This is a genomic window from Staphylococcus sp. 8AQ (assembly GCF_902506595.1).
GTDB lineage: Bacteria > Bacillota > Bacilli > Staphylococcales > Staphylococcaceae > Staphylococcus > Staphylococcus pasteuri.
Genome location: NZ_LR733871.1, coordinates 707,122 through 724,794 on the forward strand (window position 1 = coordinate 707,122; position 17,673 = coordinate 724,794).

Annotated in this window: 15 protein-coding genes; all 15 read left to right on the forward strand. The window is 32.5% G+C overall.

What is annotated here, in order from left to right; translation table 11 throughout:
- Positions 1–7 precede the first annotated feature (7 nt).
- The 15 genes from fakA to trmD all read left to right on the forward strand — a co-directional run bounded on the left by fakA (position 8) and on the right by trmD (position 17,647).
- Positions 8–1,657, forward strand: a complete 1,650-nt coding sequence (fakA, locus tag GVY01_RS03630; protein ID WP_017637131.1) for a fatty acid kinase catalytic subunit FakA — start codon at positions 8–10, stop codon at positions 1,655–1,657.
- 245 nt (positions 1,658–1,902) lie between these two features.
- On the forward strand, positions 1,903–3,951 hold the full coding sequence (recG, locus tag GVY01_RS03635; RefSeq protein ID WP_017637130.1) for an ATP-dependent DNA helicase RecG: 2,049 nt from the start codon (positions 1,903–1,905) through the stop codon (positions 3,949–3,951).
- Between the two features lie 148 nt (positions 3,952–4,099).
- Positions 4,100–4,669: a transcription factor FapR gene (gene fapR, locus GVY01_RS03640; protein WP_017637129.1), complete on the forward strand. Its 570-nt coding sequence runs from the start codon at positions 4,100–4,102 to the stop codon at positions 4,667–4,669.
- Complete coding sequence (gene plsX, locus GVY01_RS03645; protein ID WP_017637128.1) at positions 4,662–5,648, forward strand: phosphate acyltransferase PlsX; 987 nt, start codon at positions 4,662–4,664, stop codon at positions 5,646–5,648. Before fapR ends, plsX begins: the two co-directional genes overlap by 8 nt.
- The gene (fabD, locus tag GVY01_RS03650) at positions 5,641–6,561 is read left to right on the forward strand and encodes an ACP S-malonyltransferase (RefSeq protein ID WP_017637127.1); all 921 of its coding nucleotides are present in this window, start codon (positions 5,641–5,643) and stop codon (positions 6,559–6,561) included. Before plsX ends, fabD begins: the two co-directional genes overlap by 8 nt.
- Positions 6,561–7,295, forward strand: coding sequence for a 3-oxoacyl-[acyl-carrier-protein] reductase (fabG, locus tag GVY01_RS03655; protein ID WP_017637126.1), 735 nt, complete (start codon positions 6,561–6,563; stop codon positions 7,293–7,295). Before fabD ends, fabG begins: the two co-directional genes overlap by 1 nt.
- A gap of 333 nt (positions 7,296–7,628) precedes the next feature.
- Complete coding sequence (locus tag GVY01_RS03660; protein WP_000426914.1) at positions 7,629–7,862, forward strand: acyl carrier protein; 234 nt, start codon at positions 7,629–7,631, stop codon at positions 7,860–7,862.
- A 110-nt stretch (positions 7,863–7,972) separates the two neighbouring features.
- Positions 7,973–8,701 carry a ribonuclease III gene (gene rnc, locus GVY01_RS03665; protein ID WP_017637125.1) on the forward strand — a complete coding sequence of 243 codons (729 nt, stop codon included), beginning with the start codon at positions 7,973–7,975 and terminating at the stop codon, positions 8,699–8,701.
- A 146-nt stretch (positions 8,702–8,847) separates the two neighbouring features.
- Entirely contained in the window at positions 8,848–12,417 is a 3,570-nt protein-coding gene (smc, locus tag GVY01_RS03670) for a chromosome segregation protein SMC (protein WP_159333645.1), read from the forward strand.
- Positions 12,414–13,661, forward strand: a complete 1,248-nt coding sequence (gene ftsY / locus GVY01_RS03675; RefSeq protein ID WP_017637123.1) for a signal recognition particle-docking protein FtsY — start codon at positions 12,414–12,416, stop codon at positions 13,659–13,661. The genes smc and ftsY overlap by 4 nt, the downstream gene beginning before the upstream one ends.
- Positions 13,648–13,980, forward strand: coding sequence for a putative DNA-binding protein (locus tag GVY01_RS03680; RefSeq protein WP_017637122.1), 333 nt, complete (start codon positions 13,648–13,650; stop codon positions 13,978–13,980). The genes ftsY and GVY01_RS03680 overlap by 14 nt, the downstream gene beginning before the upstream one ends.
- 19 nt (positions 13,981–13,999) lie before the next feature.
- A complete protein-coding gene (ffh, locus tag GVY01_RS03685; RefSeq protein ID WP_017637121.1) occupies positions 14,000–15,367 on the forward strand; it encodes a signal recognition particle protein in 1,368 nt (455 codons plus the stop codon).
- 597 nt (positions 15,368–15,964) lie between these two features.
- Positions 15,965–16,240 (forward strand): 30S ribosomal protein S16, encoded by a 276-nt coding sequence (gene rpsP, locus GVY01_RS03690; protein WP_017637120.1) that lies wholly within the window; start codon positions 15,965–15,967, stop codon positions 16,238–16,240.
- Between the two features lie 166 nt (positions 16,241–16,406).
- The gene (gene rimM, locus GVY01_RS03695) at positions 16,407–16,910 is read left to right on the forward strand and encodes a ribosome maturation factor RimM (RefSeq protein ID WP_017637119.1); all 504 of its coding nucleotides are present in this window, start codon (positions 16,407–16,409) and stop codon (positions 16,908–16,910) included.
- A complete protein-coding gene (trmD, locus tag GVY01_RS03700; protein ID WP_159333646.1) occupies positions 16,910–17,647 on the forward strand; it encodes a tRNA (guanosine(37)-N1)-methyltransferase TrmD in 738 nt (245 codons plus the stop codon). Before rimM ends, trmD begins: the two co-directional genes overlap by 1 nt.
- Positions 17,648–17,673 lie beyond the last annotated feature (26 nt).

Genomic DNA, 17,673 nt, shown 5'->3' on the forward strand with positions numbered 1-17,673 from the left:
ACGTGAAATGATTAGCAAAATCAATGGTAAATTGTTTGCCGATATGATAATACAAGGGGCACAAAATTTATCTAATAATGCAGATTTAGTGGATTCGCTTAATGTATATCCAGTACCAGATGGAGATACAGGGACTAATATGAATCTTACAATCACTTCTGGTCGTGAAGAAGTTGAAAATAATTTATCACAAAACATTGGAGAACTAGGTAAAACATTCTCTAAAGGATTATTAATGGGTGCTAGAGGTAATTCTGGTGTTATTTTATCTCAATTATTTAGAGGATTCTGTAAAAATATCGAAACAGAAGCCGAAATTACTGCTCAACAATTAGCTGCTAGTTTGCAGGCTGGTGTTGAAACTGCGTATAAAGCTGTTATGAAACCAGTTGAAGGAACAATTTTAACGGTCGCTAAAGACGCAGCTCAAGCAGCAGTGGATAAAGCTGAAACATCAAATGATTGTATTGAAGTTATGGAATCAACTATTGAAGCAGCTGAAAAATCATTAAATAACACCCCTAATTTACTTGCCGTATTGAAAGAAGTCGGCGTTGTCGATAGTGGTGGTAAAGGTCTATTATCTGTATATGAAGGATTTTTAAAAGGATTAAATGGTGAAACTATAGAAGCATCTAAACCAAAACTAGATACTGATACTTTAGTAAATGATGAACACGATTTCCATGGTGTTATCAATACTGAAGATATTGTCTATGGTTATTGTACTGAAATGATGGTTCGTTTTGGTAAAGATAAGAAACCTTTTAAAGAAGAAGAATTCCGTCAAGATATGAGCGAATTTGGAGATTCCTTATTAGTAATTAATGACGATGAAATTGTTAAAGTTCACGTTCATACGGAATATCCAGGTCAAGTATTTAATTACGGACAACAATATGGTGAATTAATCAAACTTAAAGTTGAAAACATGAGAGAGCAACATCGTGAAGTGATTAGAAAAGAAGCAAACAATCATAAACACGAAACACCTCAAACAGTTGAAACAGCAATTATTACTATATCTATGGGTGACGGCATCTCAGAATTATTTAAATCGATGGGTGCAACTCATATCATTAGTGGTGGTCAAACAATGAACCCATCTACGGAAGATATTGTCAAAGTAATTGAACAGTCTGAATGTAAACGTGCTATTATTTTACCAAACAATAAAAATATCTTAATGGCTAGTGAACAAGCGGCTGAAATCGTTGATGCAGAAGCAGTAGTAATCCCTACAAAATCTGTACCACAAGGTATTGCAGCATTATTCCAGTTTGATGCAGATTCTTCATTAGAAGATAATAAAAGCCATATGGTCAATGCATTAGATGTTGTTAAATCAGGTTCTGTAACATTTGCTGTTAGAGATACAAAAATTGATGGCGTTGAAATCAAAAAAGATGAGTTTATGGGTCTTGCTGAAGATAAAATTATAACTTGTGACGCTGATCAATATACAGCTACTAAGCAATTGTTAGAAGCTATGTTAAGTGAAGATAGTGAAATTTTAACTATTATAGCTGGAGAAGATAGTAAGCAACAAATTACGGATCAATTAACTGAATGGGTTGAGTCTACTTATCCTGATGTTGAAATTGAAAACCATAATGGACAACAACCAATATATCAATATTTATTCGCGGTTGAATAAGAGTAATATAGGTAAACTATAAATGATAACGAGATTGAAGTTTTATGCAGAGATAGCTGTATACTTCATTCTCGTTTTATTTTTATATTTAGTAATAAATGATAATAATAAAGTCTAACATAAATATATTATGTAAACTTTAGTTTCGTAATGCGTTTCTATCAACGTTAAGCTATGTAAATGGTAGAATGAGTTTAATAAGCAAAACTCGTTTAATAGAGTAATTTAAATTAAGGTGATCGAATATGGCGAAAGTCAATTTAATAGAAAGTCCGTATCCTTTAAATCAAATAAAAGGCATTGGACCTAAACGTTTGGCTGTGTTACAAGAATTAAATATTAATACTGTGGAAGACCTCGTACTTTATTTACCTACACGTTACGAAGATAATACTGTTATAGATTTAAATGAAGCCGAAGATCAAAGTACAGTGACAGTTCAAGGGGAAGTCTATTCATCTCCAACTGTAGCATTCTTTGGAAGAAATAAGTCTAAATTAACAGTACATATTATGGTCAATCAGATTGCCGTTAAATGCGTCTTTTTTAATCAACCTTATTTAAAAAAGAAAATCGAATTAAATGGTATCGTAACTGTAAAGGGAAAATGGAATCGAGCTAAACAAGAAATTAATGGCAATCGAATGTTTTTTAATCAGCAAGATAATTCGAATGATACGCAACTAGAGCCGGTTTACCGTATTAAAGAAGGCATTAAACAAAAGCAACTTCGAGATAATATTCGTCAATCACTAGATGATGTGGTCATTCATGAATGGTTATCAGATGAATTAAGAACAAAATATAAATTAGAAACATTAGATTACACACTTAAAACGTTACATCATCCAAAAAGTAAACATGATTTGTTAAGAGCACGACGGACATATGCTTTTACAGAATTATTTATGTTTGAATTGCGTATGCAATGGTTGAATAGATTGGAAAAGACCTCAGATGATGCTATCGAAATAAAATATGATATTCAAAAAGTGAAATCTTTTATAGACTCACTTCCTTTTGAACTTACAGATGCTCAGAAAAGTAGTGTGAATGAAATCTTTAGAGATTTAAAAGCACCTATACGTATGCATAGATTATTACAAGGCGATGTAGGTTCCGGTAAAACTGTTGTAGCAGCTATATGTATGTATGCCTTAAAAACGGCTGGATATCAATCGGCATTAATGGTACCAACAGAAATATTAGCTGAACAACATGCAGAAAGTTTAATTGATTTATTCGGAGAAACTATGAACGTAGCCTTGTTAACAGGGTCTGTAAAAGGAAAAAAACGTCGTATTCTACTTGAACAACTTGAAAATGGAACAATTGATTGTCTTATAGGTACACATGCTTTAATACAAGATGATGTAACATTTGAAAATGTTGGTTTGGTTATAACAGATGAACAGCATCGTTTCGGTGTAAATCAACGACAACGTTTAAGAGAAAAAGGTGCTATGACTAATGTATTATTTATGACGGCAACCCCAATTCCAAGAACTTTAGCTATATCAGTATTTGGTGAAATGGACGTTTCATCTATTAAACAATTACCAAAAGGAAGAAAGCCGATTATCACGAGTTGGGCCAAGCATGAACAATATGAACAAGTATTAACTCAAATGACAAGCGAACTTAAAAAAGGAAGACAAGCATATGTGATATGTCCGCTTATAGAAAGCTCAGAACATTTAGAAGATGTACAAAATGTAGTTGAGTTATATGAATCATTACAACAATACTATGGGCAAAATAAAGTAGGGTTATTACATGGTAAATTGACTAATGAGGAAAAAGATGAAGTAATGCATCGATTCAGTCAACATGAGATTGATATTTTAGTTTCTACTACTGTTGTTGAAGTTGGTGTAAATGTACCTAACGCAACATTTATGATGATTTATGATGCAGATCGTTTCGGTTTATCTACACTACATCAATTACGAGGAAGAGTTGGTAGAAGTGAGCATCAAAGTTATTGTGTACTTATAGCTTCACCTAAAACAGAAACAGGTATTGAAAGAATGACTATCATGACACAAACAACGGATGGATTTGAATTAAGTGAACGCGATTTAGAAATGAGAGGTCCAGGAGATTTCTTTGGCGTTAAGCAAAGTGGATTGCCTGACTTCTTAGTTGCAAATATAGTAGAAGATTATAGAATGTTAGAAGTTGCTAGAGATGAAGCTGGTGAATTAATTCAATCAGGAGAATTTTTCAATTCAAATTATGATCATTTAAGACATTTCATTGAAGATAATTTATTAGATATGAGCTTTGATTAATTGTTGGAGTACTATTAAGACGCCATTTTCAATAATCTAAAAACTATTTTAAATATCTATTATAGTTTATTGTTGAGGGATTGAAATAGAAAGTGTTATGATATGTGAGGAATGTTTAAGACTTGGTACTAAAATGAGGGGTGAGATAGTGAAATTAAAGAAAAACGAGCGTAGACAAGCTATTCAACAAGCGATAGATAATAACCCCTTTATTACTGATAATGAACTTTGTGAAATGTTCCAAGTGAGTATACAAACAATTCGACTAGACCGTACACATCTTAATATTCCAGAATTAAGAAAACGTGTTAAGTTAGTGGCAGAACACAATTATGATCAAATTAAATCAATGGAAGCTAATGAAGTTATAGGTGATTTAGTACAGTTGAAACCGAATCATACTGCTACATCAATGATTGAAATTACAACAGATTCAGTTTTTTCGAAATCATCAATAGCTAGAGGTCATATTTTATTTGCACAAGCAAATTCACTGTGTGTAGCACTTATACATAACCCAACAGTTTTAACTCAAGAAAGTAATATTAAATTTCTGGATAAAGTTAAATTAAATGATACAGTGAAAGCTGAAGCAAAAGTAATAAAACAAACAGATAAACATTATTTTATAGAAGTAAACTCTTATGTAAAAGATAATCTAGTATTTAAAGGTAATTTTAAAATGTTCTATATAAGTGAGGATGAATTTAATGGTTAAAATTGCAGTAGACATGATGGGTGGAGACGACGCACCAGGAATCGTATTAGAAGCCGTAAAAAAAGCTGTAGATAATTTTAAAGATTTAGAAATTATTTTATTTGGTGATAAAGACCAATATACTTTAAATCATGGACGTATAGATTTTAGACATTGTTCTGAAAAAATTGAAATGGAAGATGAACCAGTTAGAGCAATTAAACGCAAAAAAGACAGTTCAATGGTCAAAATGGCTGAAGCAGTAAAATCTGGAGAGGCAGATGGTTGTGTATCAGCAGGAAATACAGGCGCATTGATGTCAGCAGGTTTGTTTATTGTTGGAAGAATTAAAGGTGTCTCAAGACCTGCGCTTGTAGTTACTTTACCAACTATTGACGGCAAGGGATTTGTATTTTTAGATGTTGGCGCTAATGCAGACGCTAAGCCTGAACATTTATTGCAATATGCACAATTAGGTAATATATATGCACAAAAAATTAGAGGTATCAAACAACCATCAGTATCATTATTAAATATTGGTACAGAAGCGGCAAAAGGTAATACACTTACTAAGAAAACTTATGAATTAATGGAAGCACAACAAGATTTTAACTTTACTGGTAATGTAGAAGCTAAAACATTGATGGATGGTAATGTTGATGTTGTTGTTACCGATGGATTTACAGGTAATATGGTACTTAAAAACTTAGAAGGTACAGCTAAATCAATTGGTAAAATGTTGAAAGAAACATTACTAAGTAGTTTCAAAAATAAATTGGCAGCAGTTGTTCTTAAAAAAGATTTAGATAAATTTGCTTCAAAAATGGATTACTCAGAATATGGTGGTTCTGTTCTATTAGGTTTAGATGGTACTGTTGTAAAAGCACATGGTAGTTCTAATGCTAAAGCATTCTATTCAGCAATTCGCCAAGCAAAAATTGCTGGAGAACAACAAATTGTACAAACTATGAGAGAAATGGTTGGTGATTCAAATGGGTAAAACAGCAATCGTATTCCCAGGACAAGGTGCACAAAAGGTTGGTATGGCTCAAGATCTATATAATGTAGATGACAAAGCTACGACAATTTTGAACCAAGCACAAGCAGCAGTTGATTTTGATTTACTAGAAACGATGTTTACAGATGAAGAAGGTAAATTAGGAGAAACAGAAAATACGCAACCTGCATTATTAACACACAGTGTTGCATTATTAGAAACTTTAGAAAATGTGAATGCTGATTATACTATGGGTCATAGTTTAGGTGAATATTCTAGTTTAGTTGCGAGCGGTGTTCTATCATTTGAAGATGCAGTAAAAATCGTTCGTAAACGTGGTGAATTAATGGCACAAGCATTTCCAAATGGTGTAGGTAGTATGGCAGCAGTATTAGGTTTGGATTATGATGAAGTTGATAAAATTTGTAAAGAACTTTCAACAGATGATGAATTAATTGAGCCAGCTAATATCAACTCACCAGGTCAAATCGTAGTATCTGGACATAAATCATTGATTGATGAGTTAGCTGAAAAAGGCAAGTCTTTAGGTGCTAAACGTGTATTACCATTAGCAGTTTCTGGTCCATTCCATTCTTCAATGATGAACGTAATTGAAGAAGATTTTGCAGCGTATATTAATCAATTTGAATGGCATGAAGCACAATTTCCTGTCGTTCAAAACTACAATGCTGAAGGTGAAACTGATCCAGAAGTAATTAAACATAATATGGTTAAACAACTATATTCACCAGTTCAATTTATTAAATCAACAGAATGGTTAATAGATCAAGGTGTTGATCATTTTATCGAAGTTGGTCCAGGAAAAGTTTTATCAGGTCTTATTAAGAAAATTAATAAAGATGTTAAAATAACTTCAATTCAAACGCTTGAAGATGTGAAAGGATGGAATGAATAATGACAAAAAGTGCATTAGTAACAGGTGCTTCAAGAGGTATTGGTCGTAGTATTGCAATTCAGTTAGCAGAAGAGGGCTACAATGTAGCTGTAAACTATGCAGGCAATCAAGAAAAAGCAGAAGCAGTCGTTTCAGAAATTAAAGCAAAAGGTGTCGAAAGTTTTGCAATTCAAGCTAATGTTGCAAATGGAGACGAAGTTAAGGCTATGATTAAAGAAGTCGTAAGTCAATTTGGTTCTATCGATGTATTAGTTAATAACGCAGGTATCACGCGTGACAATTTACTTATGCGTATGAAGGAACAAGAATGGGATGACGTTATCGACACAAACTTAAAAGGTGTCTTTAATTGTATTCAAAAAGTTACACCTCAAATGTTAAGACAACGCAGTGGTTCAATTATCAACTTATCAAGTGTTGTTGGAGCAGTTGGTAACCCTGGTCAAGCAAACTATGTAGCAACTAAAGCAGGAGTTGTAGGATTAACTAAATCTGCTGCACGTGAATTAGCTTCAAGAGGCATTACAGTTAATGCAGTAGCCCCTGGATTTATTGTTTCAGACATGACAGATGCTTTAAGTGATGATTTAAAAGAACAAATGTTAGGTCAAATTCCATTAGCTCGTTTTGGTGAAGATACTGACATCGCTAATACAGTTGCATTCTTAGCTTCTGATAAAGCTAAATACATTACTGGTCAAACTATCCATGTTAATGGCGGAATGTACATGTAACGATTATGCTCAAATTAGTTGACTTAGTTAAAATTATTGAACACATTAGTTAAAACTAATGTGTAAGTATCACTAAACTATTAAAATAGTAGTGATACTTTATAGTCAACCTTGCGGGTGCCGGGGCCCCAACACAGAGATTTTCGAAAAGAAAATCGCCGGACAACGCAAGTTGGGGCGATTAGTATTAAGGAACGCCTGAGCTAAAGCTCATGCATAAGAAACACTATGCATGAAATGCAAGTGTTTCTAAAATTCTACTTGTATTTTAGAATCTAAAATGGGAAAATATAATAGTCTATGGATAGACGCTTTTAAAGGAGGTGAATCGACGTGGAAAACTTCGATAAAGTAAAAGATATCATCGTTGACCGTTTAGGTGTAGATGCTGATAAAGTAACTGAAGATGCATCTTTCAAAGATGATTTAGGCGCTGACTCACTTGATATCGCTGAATTAGTAATGGAATTAGAAGATGAATTTGGTACTGAAATTCCTGATGAAGAAGCTGAAAAAATCAACACTGTTGGTGATGCTGTTAAATTCATCAATAGTCTTGAAAAATAATAAACCTATATCTGAGTCGTCTTTGTGTCGGCTCAGATTTTTTCTTTTGTTTTATTGCAATTTCACGTAAAATTATAGTTAACGCATCATTAATTGAGGAGGTAAGATTTATGACCAATCATAAAAAGACAGAGATGGTTAATCAATTTCGAAAACAATTTGCACAAAAGATGCAAGAGTTAGGTTTTGAATATCAAAATATAGATTTATATCAACAAGCATTTTCACATTCTAGTTTCATCAATGATTTTAATATGGATCGTTTAGCTCATAATGAACGTTTAGAATTTTTAGGTGATGCGGTATTAGAATTGACGGTTTCACGTTATTTATTTGATAAACACCCAGATTTACCAGAGGGTAATTTAACAAAAATGAGAGCGACTATCGTATGTGAGCCTTCACTTGTAATATTTGCAAATAAAATTAAATTAAATGAACTCATCTTGTTAGGAAAAGGTGAAGAAAAAACTGGAGGTAGAACTAGACCTTCCCTTATTTCTGATGCTTTTGAGGCATTTGTTGGTGCCTTATATTTGGATCAAGGGTTAGATACGGTGTGGAAATTCGCCGAAAAAATTATCTTCCCTTATGTAGAAGATGATGAACTAGATGGAGTTGTAGATTTCAAAACACAATTTCAAGAATTTGTTCATACACAAAACAAAGGTGACGTTACTTATCGTTTGATTAAAGAAGAAGGTCCAGCACATCACCGTTTATTCACTTCCGAAGTGATATTAGAAAAGCAAGCTGTTGCTGAAGGTAAGGGTAAAACTAAGAAAGAATCTGAACAAAAAGCAGCTGAACGTGCCTATAAAATGATGAAGAACAAATAATGTTACGACATACAAATACATCCAATAGAGATTAACGTTATGTGATTTGTATAAGTTGAATACTGATGCAATCAACATGAATATGCATCAAACAATAAGTTGATTTCGAAGTAAGAATCAACGTGGATTTGGATAAGGAGAATAGCATGGTTTATTTAAAATCAATAGATGCCGTAGGATTTAAGTCATTTGCAGACCATACTGATGTTCAGTTTGATAAAGGTGTTACAGCAATTGTTGGTCCAAATGGTAGCGGTAAAAGTAATATTACTGATGCGATTAAATGGGTTTTAGGTGAACAATCTGCAAAATCACTTCGTGGTTCTAAGATGGAAGATATTATTTTTTCTGGTGCAGAACATCGCAAACCCCAAAATTATGCAGAAGTTAAATTAAAATTAGATAATCATTCAAAAAAATTACAAATTGATGCTGAAGAAGTTGAAGTCACACGACGTTTATATCGTAGTGGTGAAAGTGAGTATTATTTAAATAATGATCGTGCACGATTAAAAGATATTATTGATTTGTTCTTAGATTCTGGGTTAGGTAAAGAGGCATTTTCGATTATTTCTCAAGGTAGAGTTGATGAAATTTTAAATGCAAAGCCAATAGATCGAAGACAAATTATCGAAGAATCAGCAGGAGTTTTAAAATATAAAAAACGTAAAGCTGAATCCGTTCAAAAATTAGATCATACTGAAGATAATTTAACACGTGTTGAAGACATTCTATATGATTTAGAAGGACGCGTTGAACCTTTAAGAGAAGAAGCGGCTATAGCGAAAGAATACAAACAATTATCATCAGAAATGGAGAAAAGTGATGTAATTGTTACTGTCCATGATATTGATCAATATACAAAAGATAACGCTCAACTAGACGAACAACTTAATGATTTAAAAGGTAAACAAGCAAATAAAGAGGCTGAACAAAGTCAAATTAATCAATTATTGCAAAAGCATAAAGGTAAACGTCAAGAGTTAGACCAACAGATTGAACAATTAAACTATAACCTAGTTAAGGCAACTGAAGAATTTGAAAAATACTCTGGTCAACTTAATGTATTGGAAGAACGTAAAAAGAATCAGTCAGAAACTAATGCAAGATTTGAAGAAGAACAAGACAACTTACAGACTCAATTAGAAAATGTTCAACAAGAAAAAGAAGAGGCAATTCATACACTTAATCAATTAAAACAGAAACAAAAAGAATTAAATAAAGAAATAAAGACACTTGAATCTAAATTATATGTTTCTGATGAACAACATGATGAAAAATTAGAAGAAATAAAGAACCAATATTATGAGTTGATGTCTAAACAGTCAGACGTGAATAATGATATTCGTTTTTTAGAGCATACTATTAATGAAAATGAAGCTAAAAAATCAAGGCTTGATTCTAGATTAGTTGAAGCTTTTAATCAATTGAAAGAAATACAAAATAACATTTCAAATACTGAAAAAGATTATAATCAAACTCTGAAAGAAATGAAAAAGACTGAACAACAAATCAAAGAAGTAGAGAAACAATTGACTCAATCGAAACAACACCAGTCTGAATTTGAAAATAAATTGTATCAAGCTTATCGTTATAACGAGAATTTAAAATCTCGTATTGATAGTTTAGCAACACAAGAAGAGGATTATACGTATTTCTTTAATGGCGTAAAACATATATTAAAAGCTAAAGGTAAAGAATTAAGTGGTATTCATGGTGCTGTAGCAGAAGTTATTGACGTTCCATCCCATTTAACACAGGCTATCGAAACAGCTTTAGGTGCATCATTACAACACATTATAGTTGAAGATGAGAAAGATGGACGCCAAGCAATACAGTTTTTAAAACAGCGCAGTTTAGGGAGAGCAACATTTCTACCGTTAAATGTAATTCAACCGCGTTATTTAGCTTCAGATATCAAATCAACAGCACAATCTTCAGAAGGATTTGTGAATATTGCTTCAGATGCTGTTAAGGTATCGTCTCAATATAAAAACATTGTCGAGAATTTATTGGGTAATACAATTATAGTTGAAGACTTAAAGCATGCTAATGACTTAGCGAGATCAATTCGCTATCGTACAAGAATTGTTACACTTGATGGAGATGTAGTTAACCCTGGTGGTTCTATGACAGGTGGTGGCGCTCGTAAAACAAAAAGCATCTTGTCTCAAAAAGATGAACTTACAACAATGCGCAAGCAATTAGCAGATTATCAACAACAGACTCAAGAATTTGAAAAACAATTTCAAGCCCATCAATCTCATTCTGAAAAATTAAGTGAACAATATTTTGATATCAGTCAAAGTTATAATACTTTGAAAGAAAAAGCACATGGCTATGAATTAGAACTTGATCGTCTGAAGAAACAAGAAGCACATCTTAAAGATGAACATGAAGAATTTGAATTTGAAAAAAATGATGGTTATCAAAGTGATAAGAGTAAAGAAACACTCGAACAAAAGCAACAACATTTAGCTGAAATTAAAGCAGAATTAAAACAACTTGAAGAAGATATCGAGCGTTATACAAAATTATCCAAAGAAGGTAAAGCATCTACTACACAAACACAACAACAACTGCATCAAAAACAATCAGATTTAGCAGTAGTCAAAGAGCGTATTAAAGCTCAACAACAAGACATCGAACGTTTAGATAAACAATTACAAAGTACAGAACAACAACTTGATACTATTAAAGAAAAAATAGAATTATTTAATTCAGATGAAATGATGGGTGAGCAAGCGTTTGATAAAATTCGAACACAAATTAAGGATAAAGAACGTGAAAGAACTGAATTAAATCAACAACTAGATCAAGTTAAACAACAACGAGTTGACTTAAATCAAATGATTGAAGACAATGATAATAAGCTTCAAGAATGTCACCAAGATTTATTGTCAATCGAAAATCATTACCAAGATATTAAAGCAAATCAATCTAAATTAGATGTATTAATCAATCATGCTATTGATCATCTTAATGATGAATATCAACTTACGGTAGAAAGAGCACGTACGCTTTATGACAATGATGAAGAGATCGATTCTTTACGTAAAAAGGTTAAATTAACAAAAATGTCCATTGATGAATTAGGCCCAGTTAATTTAAATGCAATTGAACAATTTGAAGAATTAAATGAACGTTACACTTTCTTAAATGAACAACGAACAGATTTGCGTGAGGCAAAATCTACATTAGAACAAATTATTAATGAAATGGATAAAGAAGTAGAAGGACGATTTAAAGAGACGTTTCACGCTGTTCAAAATCATTTTAGTAATGTGTTTAAACAACTGTTCGGCGGTGGTAAGGCTGAGTTACAACTCACTGAAGATGACTATCTAGCAGCTGGCGTTGATATTATCGTGCAACCCCCCGGCAAAAAATTACAACATTTATCATTATTAAGTGGTGGAGAGCGTGCATTAAGCGCAATAGCTTTATTATTCGCTATTTTAAAAGTAAGGTCAGCCCCATTTGTAATCTTAGATGAGGTCGAAGCGGCATTGGATGAAGCAAATGTCATCAGATATGCTCAATATCTCAATGAGTTATCTGATCAAACGCAATTCATTGTGATTACGCACCGTAAAGGAACGATGGAATTTTCAGATCGTTTGTATGGTGTTACGATGCAAGAATCAGGAGTATCTAAATTAGTAAGTGTTAACCTAAATACAATAGATGAGGTTATGAAGGAGGAAGAAGCATGAGCTTTTTTAAACGCTTAAAAGATAAATTTTCAGGATCGAGTGAAAAAGATATAGAAAAAGAATTATCCAATGAGGAAGAAATTGATGAGTCTTCGAAAAAGACTGACGATTCACAACAAGGGTTACAAAATGAAATTGAAGAAGAAAAACCTAAAAAGAAACCTAAAAAGTTAAGTGAAGCTGACTTTGATGAAGATGGATTAATTTCAATTGAAGATTTTGAAGAAATAGAAGCACAAAAAATCGGAGCGAAATTTAAAGCTGGATTAGAAAAATCTCGTGAAAATTTCCAAGAACAGTTAAATAACTTAATAGCGCGTTATAGAAAAGTTGATGAAGAATTCTTTGAAGCATTAGAAGAAATGTTAATTACAGCTGATGTTGGTTTTAATACGGTAATGCAACTTACTGAAGAATTACGTGTTGAAGCACAACGTCGTAACATTCAAGAGACAGAAGATTTACGAGAAGTTATCGTAGAAAAAATTGTTGAAATTTATCACCAAGAAGATGATAAATCTGAAGTGATGAATTTAGAAGATGGACGTTTAAATGTTATTTTAATGGTTGGTGTTAATGGTGTAGGTAAAACAACAACAATCGGTAAATTAGCATATCGTTATAAAATGGAAGGTAAAAAAGTAATGCTTGCAGCAGGTGATACTTTTAGAGCGGGCGCTATTGAACAATTAAAAGTTTGGGGCGAACGTGTTGGTGTAGAAGTGATTAGCCAAAGTGAAGGTTCAGATCCTGCAGCTGTAATGTATGATGCAATTAATGCTGCTAAACATAAACAAGTAGACATTTTAATATGTGACACAGCAGGACGTTTACAAAATAAATCTAACCTAATGCAAGAACTTGAAAAAGTTAAACGTGTTATTGGTAGAGCCGTTCCAGACGCGCCACATGAAGCATTACTTTGTTTAGATGCCACAACTGGACAAAATGCATTATCACAAGCTCGTACATTTAAAGAGGTAACAGATGTTTCAGGTATCGTATTAACTAAATTAGATGGTACAGCTAAAGGTGGTATTGTGTTAGCTATTAGAAATGAACTTAAAATACCAGTTAAATATGTAGGTTTAGGTGAAAAATTAGACGACTTGCAACCATTTAATCCCGAAAGTTATGTTTATGGTTTATTTGCAGATATGATTGAACAAAATGAAGAAATTCCAGAAGAAAGTAGTGACGTTTCAGCTGATAATCATGAGGAAAATAATAATGAGCCAAAATGATTTAGTTAAAACGTTACGTATGAATTATCTCTTCGACTTTTATCAGTCACTTTTGACTGATAAACAACGAAATTATCTAGAATTATTTTATTTACAAGATTATGCTTTAAGTGAAATTGCTGATACTTTTATAGTGAGTAGACAGGCAGTTTATGATAATATAAGAAGAACTGGCGATTTAGTTGAAGATTATGAAGCTAAATTAGGATTATACAAAAGGTTTGAACAACGACGAGATATTTATAATCAAATGAAACAATCTCTTGATAAACCAGAATTATTAAAGCAATATATAGATCAATTAGAAGAATTAGAATAACGATGAGGAGGGAATAATTATGGCATTTGAAGGATTGTCGGATCGCTTACAAGCATCAATGCAAAGAATGCGTGGTAAAGGTAAAGTTACCGAAGCGGATATTAAAGCAATGATGCGAGAAGTGCGTCTTGCATTATTAGAAGCCGACGTTAACTTTAAAGTTGTTAAAGATTTCGTCAAAACTGTTTCAGAACGTGCTTTAGGTTCAGATGTAATGCAGTCATTAACACCTGGACAACAAGTCATTAAAATTGTTCAAGATGAATTGACTAATTTAATGGGTGGCGAAAATTCATCTATCAAAATGGCTAATAAACCACCAACTGTTGTCATGATGGTAGGTTTACAAGGTGCAGGTAAAACAACAACTGCTGGTAAATTAGCGCTTTTAATGCGTAAAAAATATAATAAAAAACCAATGTTAGTTGCTGGAGATATTTACAGACCAGCTGCCATTGACCAATTACAAACAGTAGGTAAACAATTGGATGTACCTGTTTATAGTGAAGGTGACCAAGTTAAACCTCAACAAATTGTTCAAAACGCATTGGCACACGCTAAAGAAGAACATTTAGATTTTGTTATTATTGATACGGCAGGTCGTTTACACATCGATGAAGCATTGATGAATGAACTTCAAGAAGTTAAAGAAATAGCGAAACCTAATGAAATTATGTTGGTTGTTGACGCTATGACTGGTCAAGATGCTGTTAATGTAGCTCAATCATTTGATGACCAATTAGATGTAACGGGTGTAACATTAACTAAGTTAGATGGTGACACTCGTGGTGGTGCTGCGCTATCAATTCGTTCCGTTACTCAAAAACCAATTAAATTTGTAGGTATGAGTGAAAAATTAGATGGTTTAGAACTATTCCATCCAGAACGTATGGCATCTCGTATTTTAGGTATGGGTGATGTACTAAGCTTAATTGAGAAAGCACAGCAAGATGTTGATGAAACAAAAGCTAAAGATTTAGAGAAAAAAATGCGAGATTCATCATTTACATTGGATGACTTCTTAGAGCAACTTGATCAGGTTAAAAATCTTGGACCATTGGATGACATAATGAAAATGATTCCAGGTATGAATAAGATGAAAGGATTAGATCAACTTAATATGAGCGATAAACAAATCGACCATATTAAAGCGATTATCCAATCAATGACACCTAGTGAAAGAGAAAATCCAGCAATGTTAAATGTATCACGTAAAAAGCGTATCGCTAAAGGTTCAGGATGTTCATTACAAGAAGTGAATCGTTTAATGAAACAATTTAACGACATGAAGAAAATGATGAAACAATTTACTGGTGGCGGTAAAGGTAAAAAAGCAAAACGTAATCAAATGCAAAATATGCTAAAAGGCATGAATTTACCTTTCTAATATTTTATATATTCCAACAGATTTCAGTCTGTTGGAATTTTTTATGTATGAGGAATGCCTTAGCTGAAGCTAAGGCATATAAAGTCATATTTTTTGTGAAACGAAATAGTATGACTAACCTAATCGTATGTACGATTAGGAACCTATTTATGACAATTCATTTCATGAATTTAGAACAGATATGTTTGAAATATATTGATATAAAGGGATAAAATCTTATATTGGCAGTAGTTGTCTGTATAGAAAATGCGCTTTTTAAGCTTTTTTCTATACTAGTCAACCTTGCCGGGGTGGGACGACGTTAAAGTTGTAATTATTTAAAATTTAGTAAGCTGTTTAATACACATGATTTTGTTTATTGATGTCCCTTGTAAATTAAACTTTAACTGTCCCACTCCCATAACCAACACTAATTTTCTTTCAGAAAAAAGTAACGAAGAGGAACGCCTTAGCTAAAGCTAATGCATAACCAAATCTACAATTCATTTCATGAATTTAGATTTGGTAAAGAAAAATGTCTTTACAAAGTTTTATATACCTGTTATTATTTATTCTTGTAGAAAATAAAAATTGAAATGTTCAAAGGAGAGTTTTATAATGGCAGTTAAAATTCGTTTAACTCGTTTAGGTTCTAAAAGAAACCCATTCTATCGTATCGTAGTTGCAGATGCACGTTCACCACGTGATGGTCGTATCATCGAACAAATCGGTACTTACAACCCAGCACACGTTAATGCTCCAGAAGTGAAAATTGACGAAGAATTAGCATTAAAATGGTTAAAAGACGGTGCTAAACCAACAGATACAGTTCACAATATCTTATCAAGAGAAGGTATTTTGAAAAAATTTGATGACCAAAAACACACTAAATAATTCTAGTCATTATTGACTAATCTATAAATTTAGTTAGGGCGCCATTATTTGGTGCCTTTTTTATTTATATCAATGTCTTACTTATAACAAATCAATAACTAATAACTTTAATCAATGGTAAAGTGATATTATGAAATAAACTTGCAATATAAGGAGGTTAGTATTAATGGAAGTAGAAGTAGGACAAATCGTTAATACTCATGGAATTAAAGGAGAAGTGAAAGTAAAATCTAATTCTGATTTTACAGATACTCGTTTTCAACCAGGAGAAGTGTTAACAGCTAAATTAAATCAAACTGAAAAAGATTTAACTATAACATCATATCGTGTACATAAAGGATTTCATATGTTGAAATTTGAAGGCATTGATAATATCAATGATATCGAATATTTAAAAGGTGCTACGCTTTACCAAGAAAGAGACCATGAAGAAATAGAATTAGAAGAAAATGAATTTTATTATTCTGATATTATAGGTTGTACTGTCTTTGATGATAATGAACAACCTATTGGTAGAATTACAAGTATTTTTGAAACTGGAGCTAACGATGTCTGGGTTGTAAAAGGAGATAAAGAATATTTAATTCCTTATATTGCAGATGTAGTTAAAGAAGTAGATGTTGAAGGTAAAAAAGTGATTATCACGCCAATGGAAGGATTGTTAGATTAATGAAAATTGATTATTTAACACTTTTTCCAGAGATGTTTGATGGCGTGCTTAACCATTCGATACTAAAAAGAGCTCAAGACAAAAATATTATTGAAGTGAATACTATTAATTTTAGAGACTATTCTATCAATAAACACAATCAAGTTGATGATTATCCCTTTGGTGGTGGACAAGGTATGGTCTTAAAGCCTGAGCCAGTGTTTAATGCAATGGAAGACTTAAACAGAACAGATAATACTCGAGTTATTTTAATGTGTCCTCAAGGACGTCCATTTAGCCAAGCAATTGCACAAGAATTAAGTGAAGCAGAGCACGTTGTGTTTATCTGTGGCCACTATGAAGGCTATGATGAACGTATTAGGGAACATTTAGTCACTGATGAAATATCTATGGGTGATTATGTATTAACAGGTGGGGAATTACCTGCAATGACGATGACAGATGCCATTGTTAGACTCATTCCTGGTGTATTAGGTAATGAACAATCACATCAAGATGATTCATTCTCAGATGGTTTATTAGAATTTCCACAATATACAAGACCACGAGAATTTAAAGGTTTAAAAGTACCATATGTGTTATTATCAGGTAATCACGCACATATTGATGAGTGGCGTCATGAACAGAAAATTATTCGTACATTAAATAAACGACCAGATTTATTAAAACAATATGATTTGACTGATAAAGATAAAAAAATCATACAAACATATAAAAACCAATTGAAAAACGACTAACGTTGTGCTAACATAATTTAAGTGTG

What these genes read in the sequence shown, in the direction of transcription:
- smc (WP_159333645.1), top strand. Translation starts at nt 8,848, where the DNA reads ATGGTTTATTTAAAATCAATAGATGCCGTAGGATTTAAGTCATTTGCA.
- rpsP (WP_017637120.1), top strand. Translation starts at nt 15,965, where the DNA reads ATGGCAGTTAAAATTCGTTTAACTCGTTTAGGTTCTAAAAGAAACCCA.
- fabD (WP_017637127.1), top strand. Translation starts at nt 5,641, where the DNA reads ATGGGTAAAACAGCAATCGTATTCCCAGGACAAGGTGCACAAAAGGTT.
- rimM (WP_017637119.1), top strand. Translation starts at nt 16,407, where the DNA reads ATGGAAGTAGAAGTAGGACAAATCGTTAATACTCATGGAATTAAAGGA.
- plsX (WP_017637128.1), top strand. Translation starts at nt 4,662, where the DNA reads ATGGTTAAAATTGCAGTAGACATGATGGGTGGAGACGACGCACCAGGA.
- ffh (WP_017637121.1), top strand. Translation starts at nt 14,000, where the DNA reads ATGGCATTTGAAGGATTGTCGGATCGCTTACAAGCATCAATGCAAAGA.
- recG (WP_017637130.1), top strand. Translation starts at nt 1,903, where the DNA reads ATGGCGAAAGTCAATTTAATAGAAAGTCCGTATCCTTTAAATCAAATA.
- fabG (WP_017637126.1), top strand. Translation starts at nt 6,561, where the DNA reads ATGACAAAAAGTGCATTAGTAACAGGTGCTTCAAGAGGTATTGGTCGT.
- fakA (WP_017637131.1), top strand. Translation starts at nt 8, where the DNA reads ATGATTAGCAAAATCAATGGTAAATTGTTTGCCGATATGATAATACAA.
- ftsY (WP_017637123.1), top strand. Translation starts at nt 12,414, where the DNA reads ATGAGCTTTTTTAAACGCTTAAAAGATAAATTTTCAGGATCGAGTGAA.
- trmD (WP_159333646.1), top strand. Translation starts at nt 16,910, where the DNA reads ATGAAAATTGATTATTTAACACTTTTTCCAGAGATGTTTGATGGCGTG.
- GVY01_RS03680 (WP_017637122.1), top strand. Translation starts at nt 13,648, where the DNA reads ATGAGCCAAAATGATTTAGTTAAAACGTTACGTATGAATTATCTCTTC.
- rnc (WP_017637125.1), top strand. Translation starts at nt 7,973, where the DNA reads ATGACCAATCATAAAAAGACAGAGATGGTTAATCAATTTCGAAAACAA.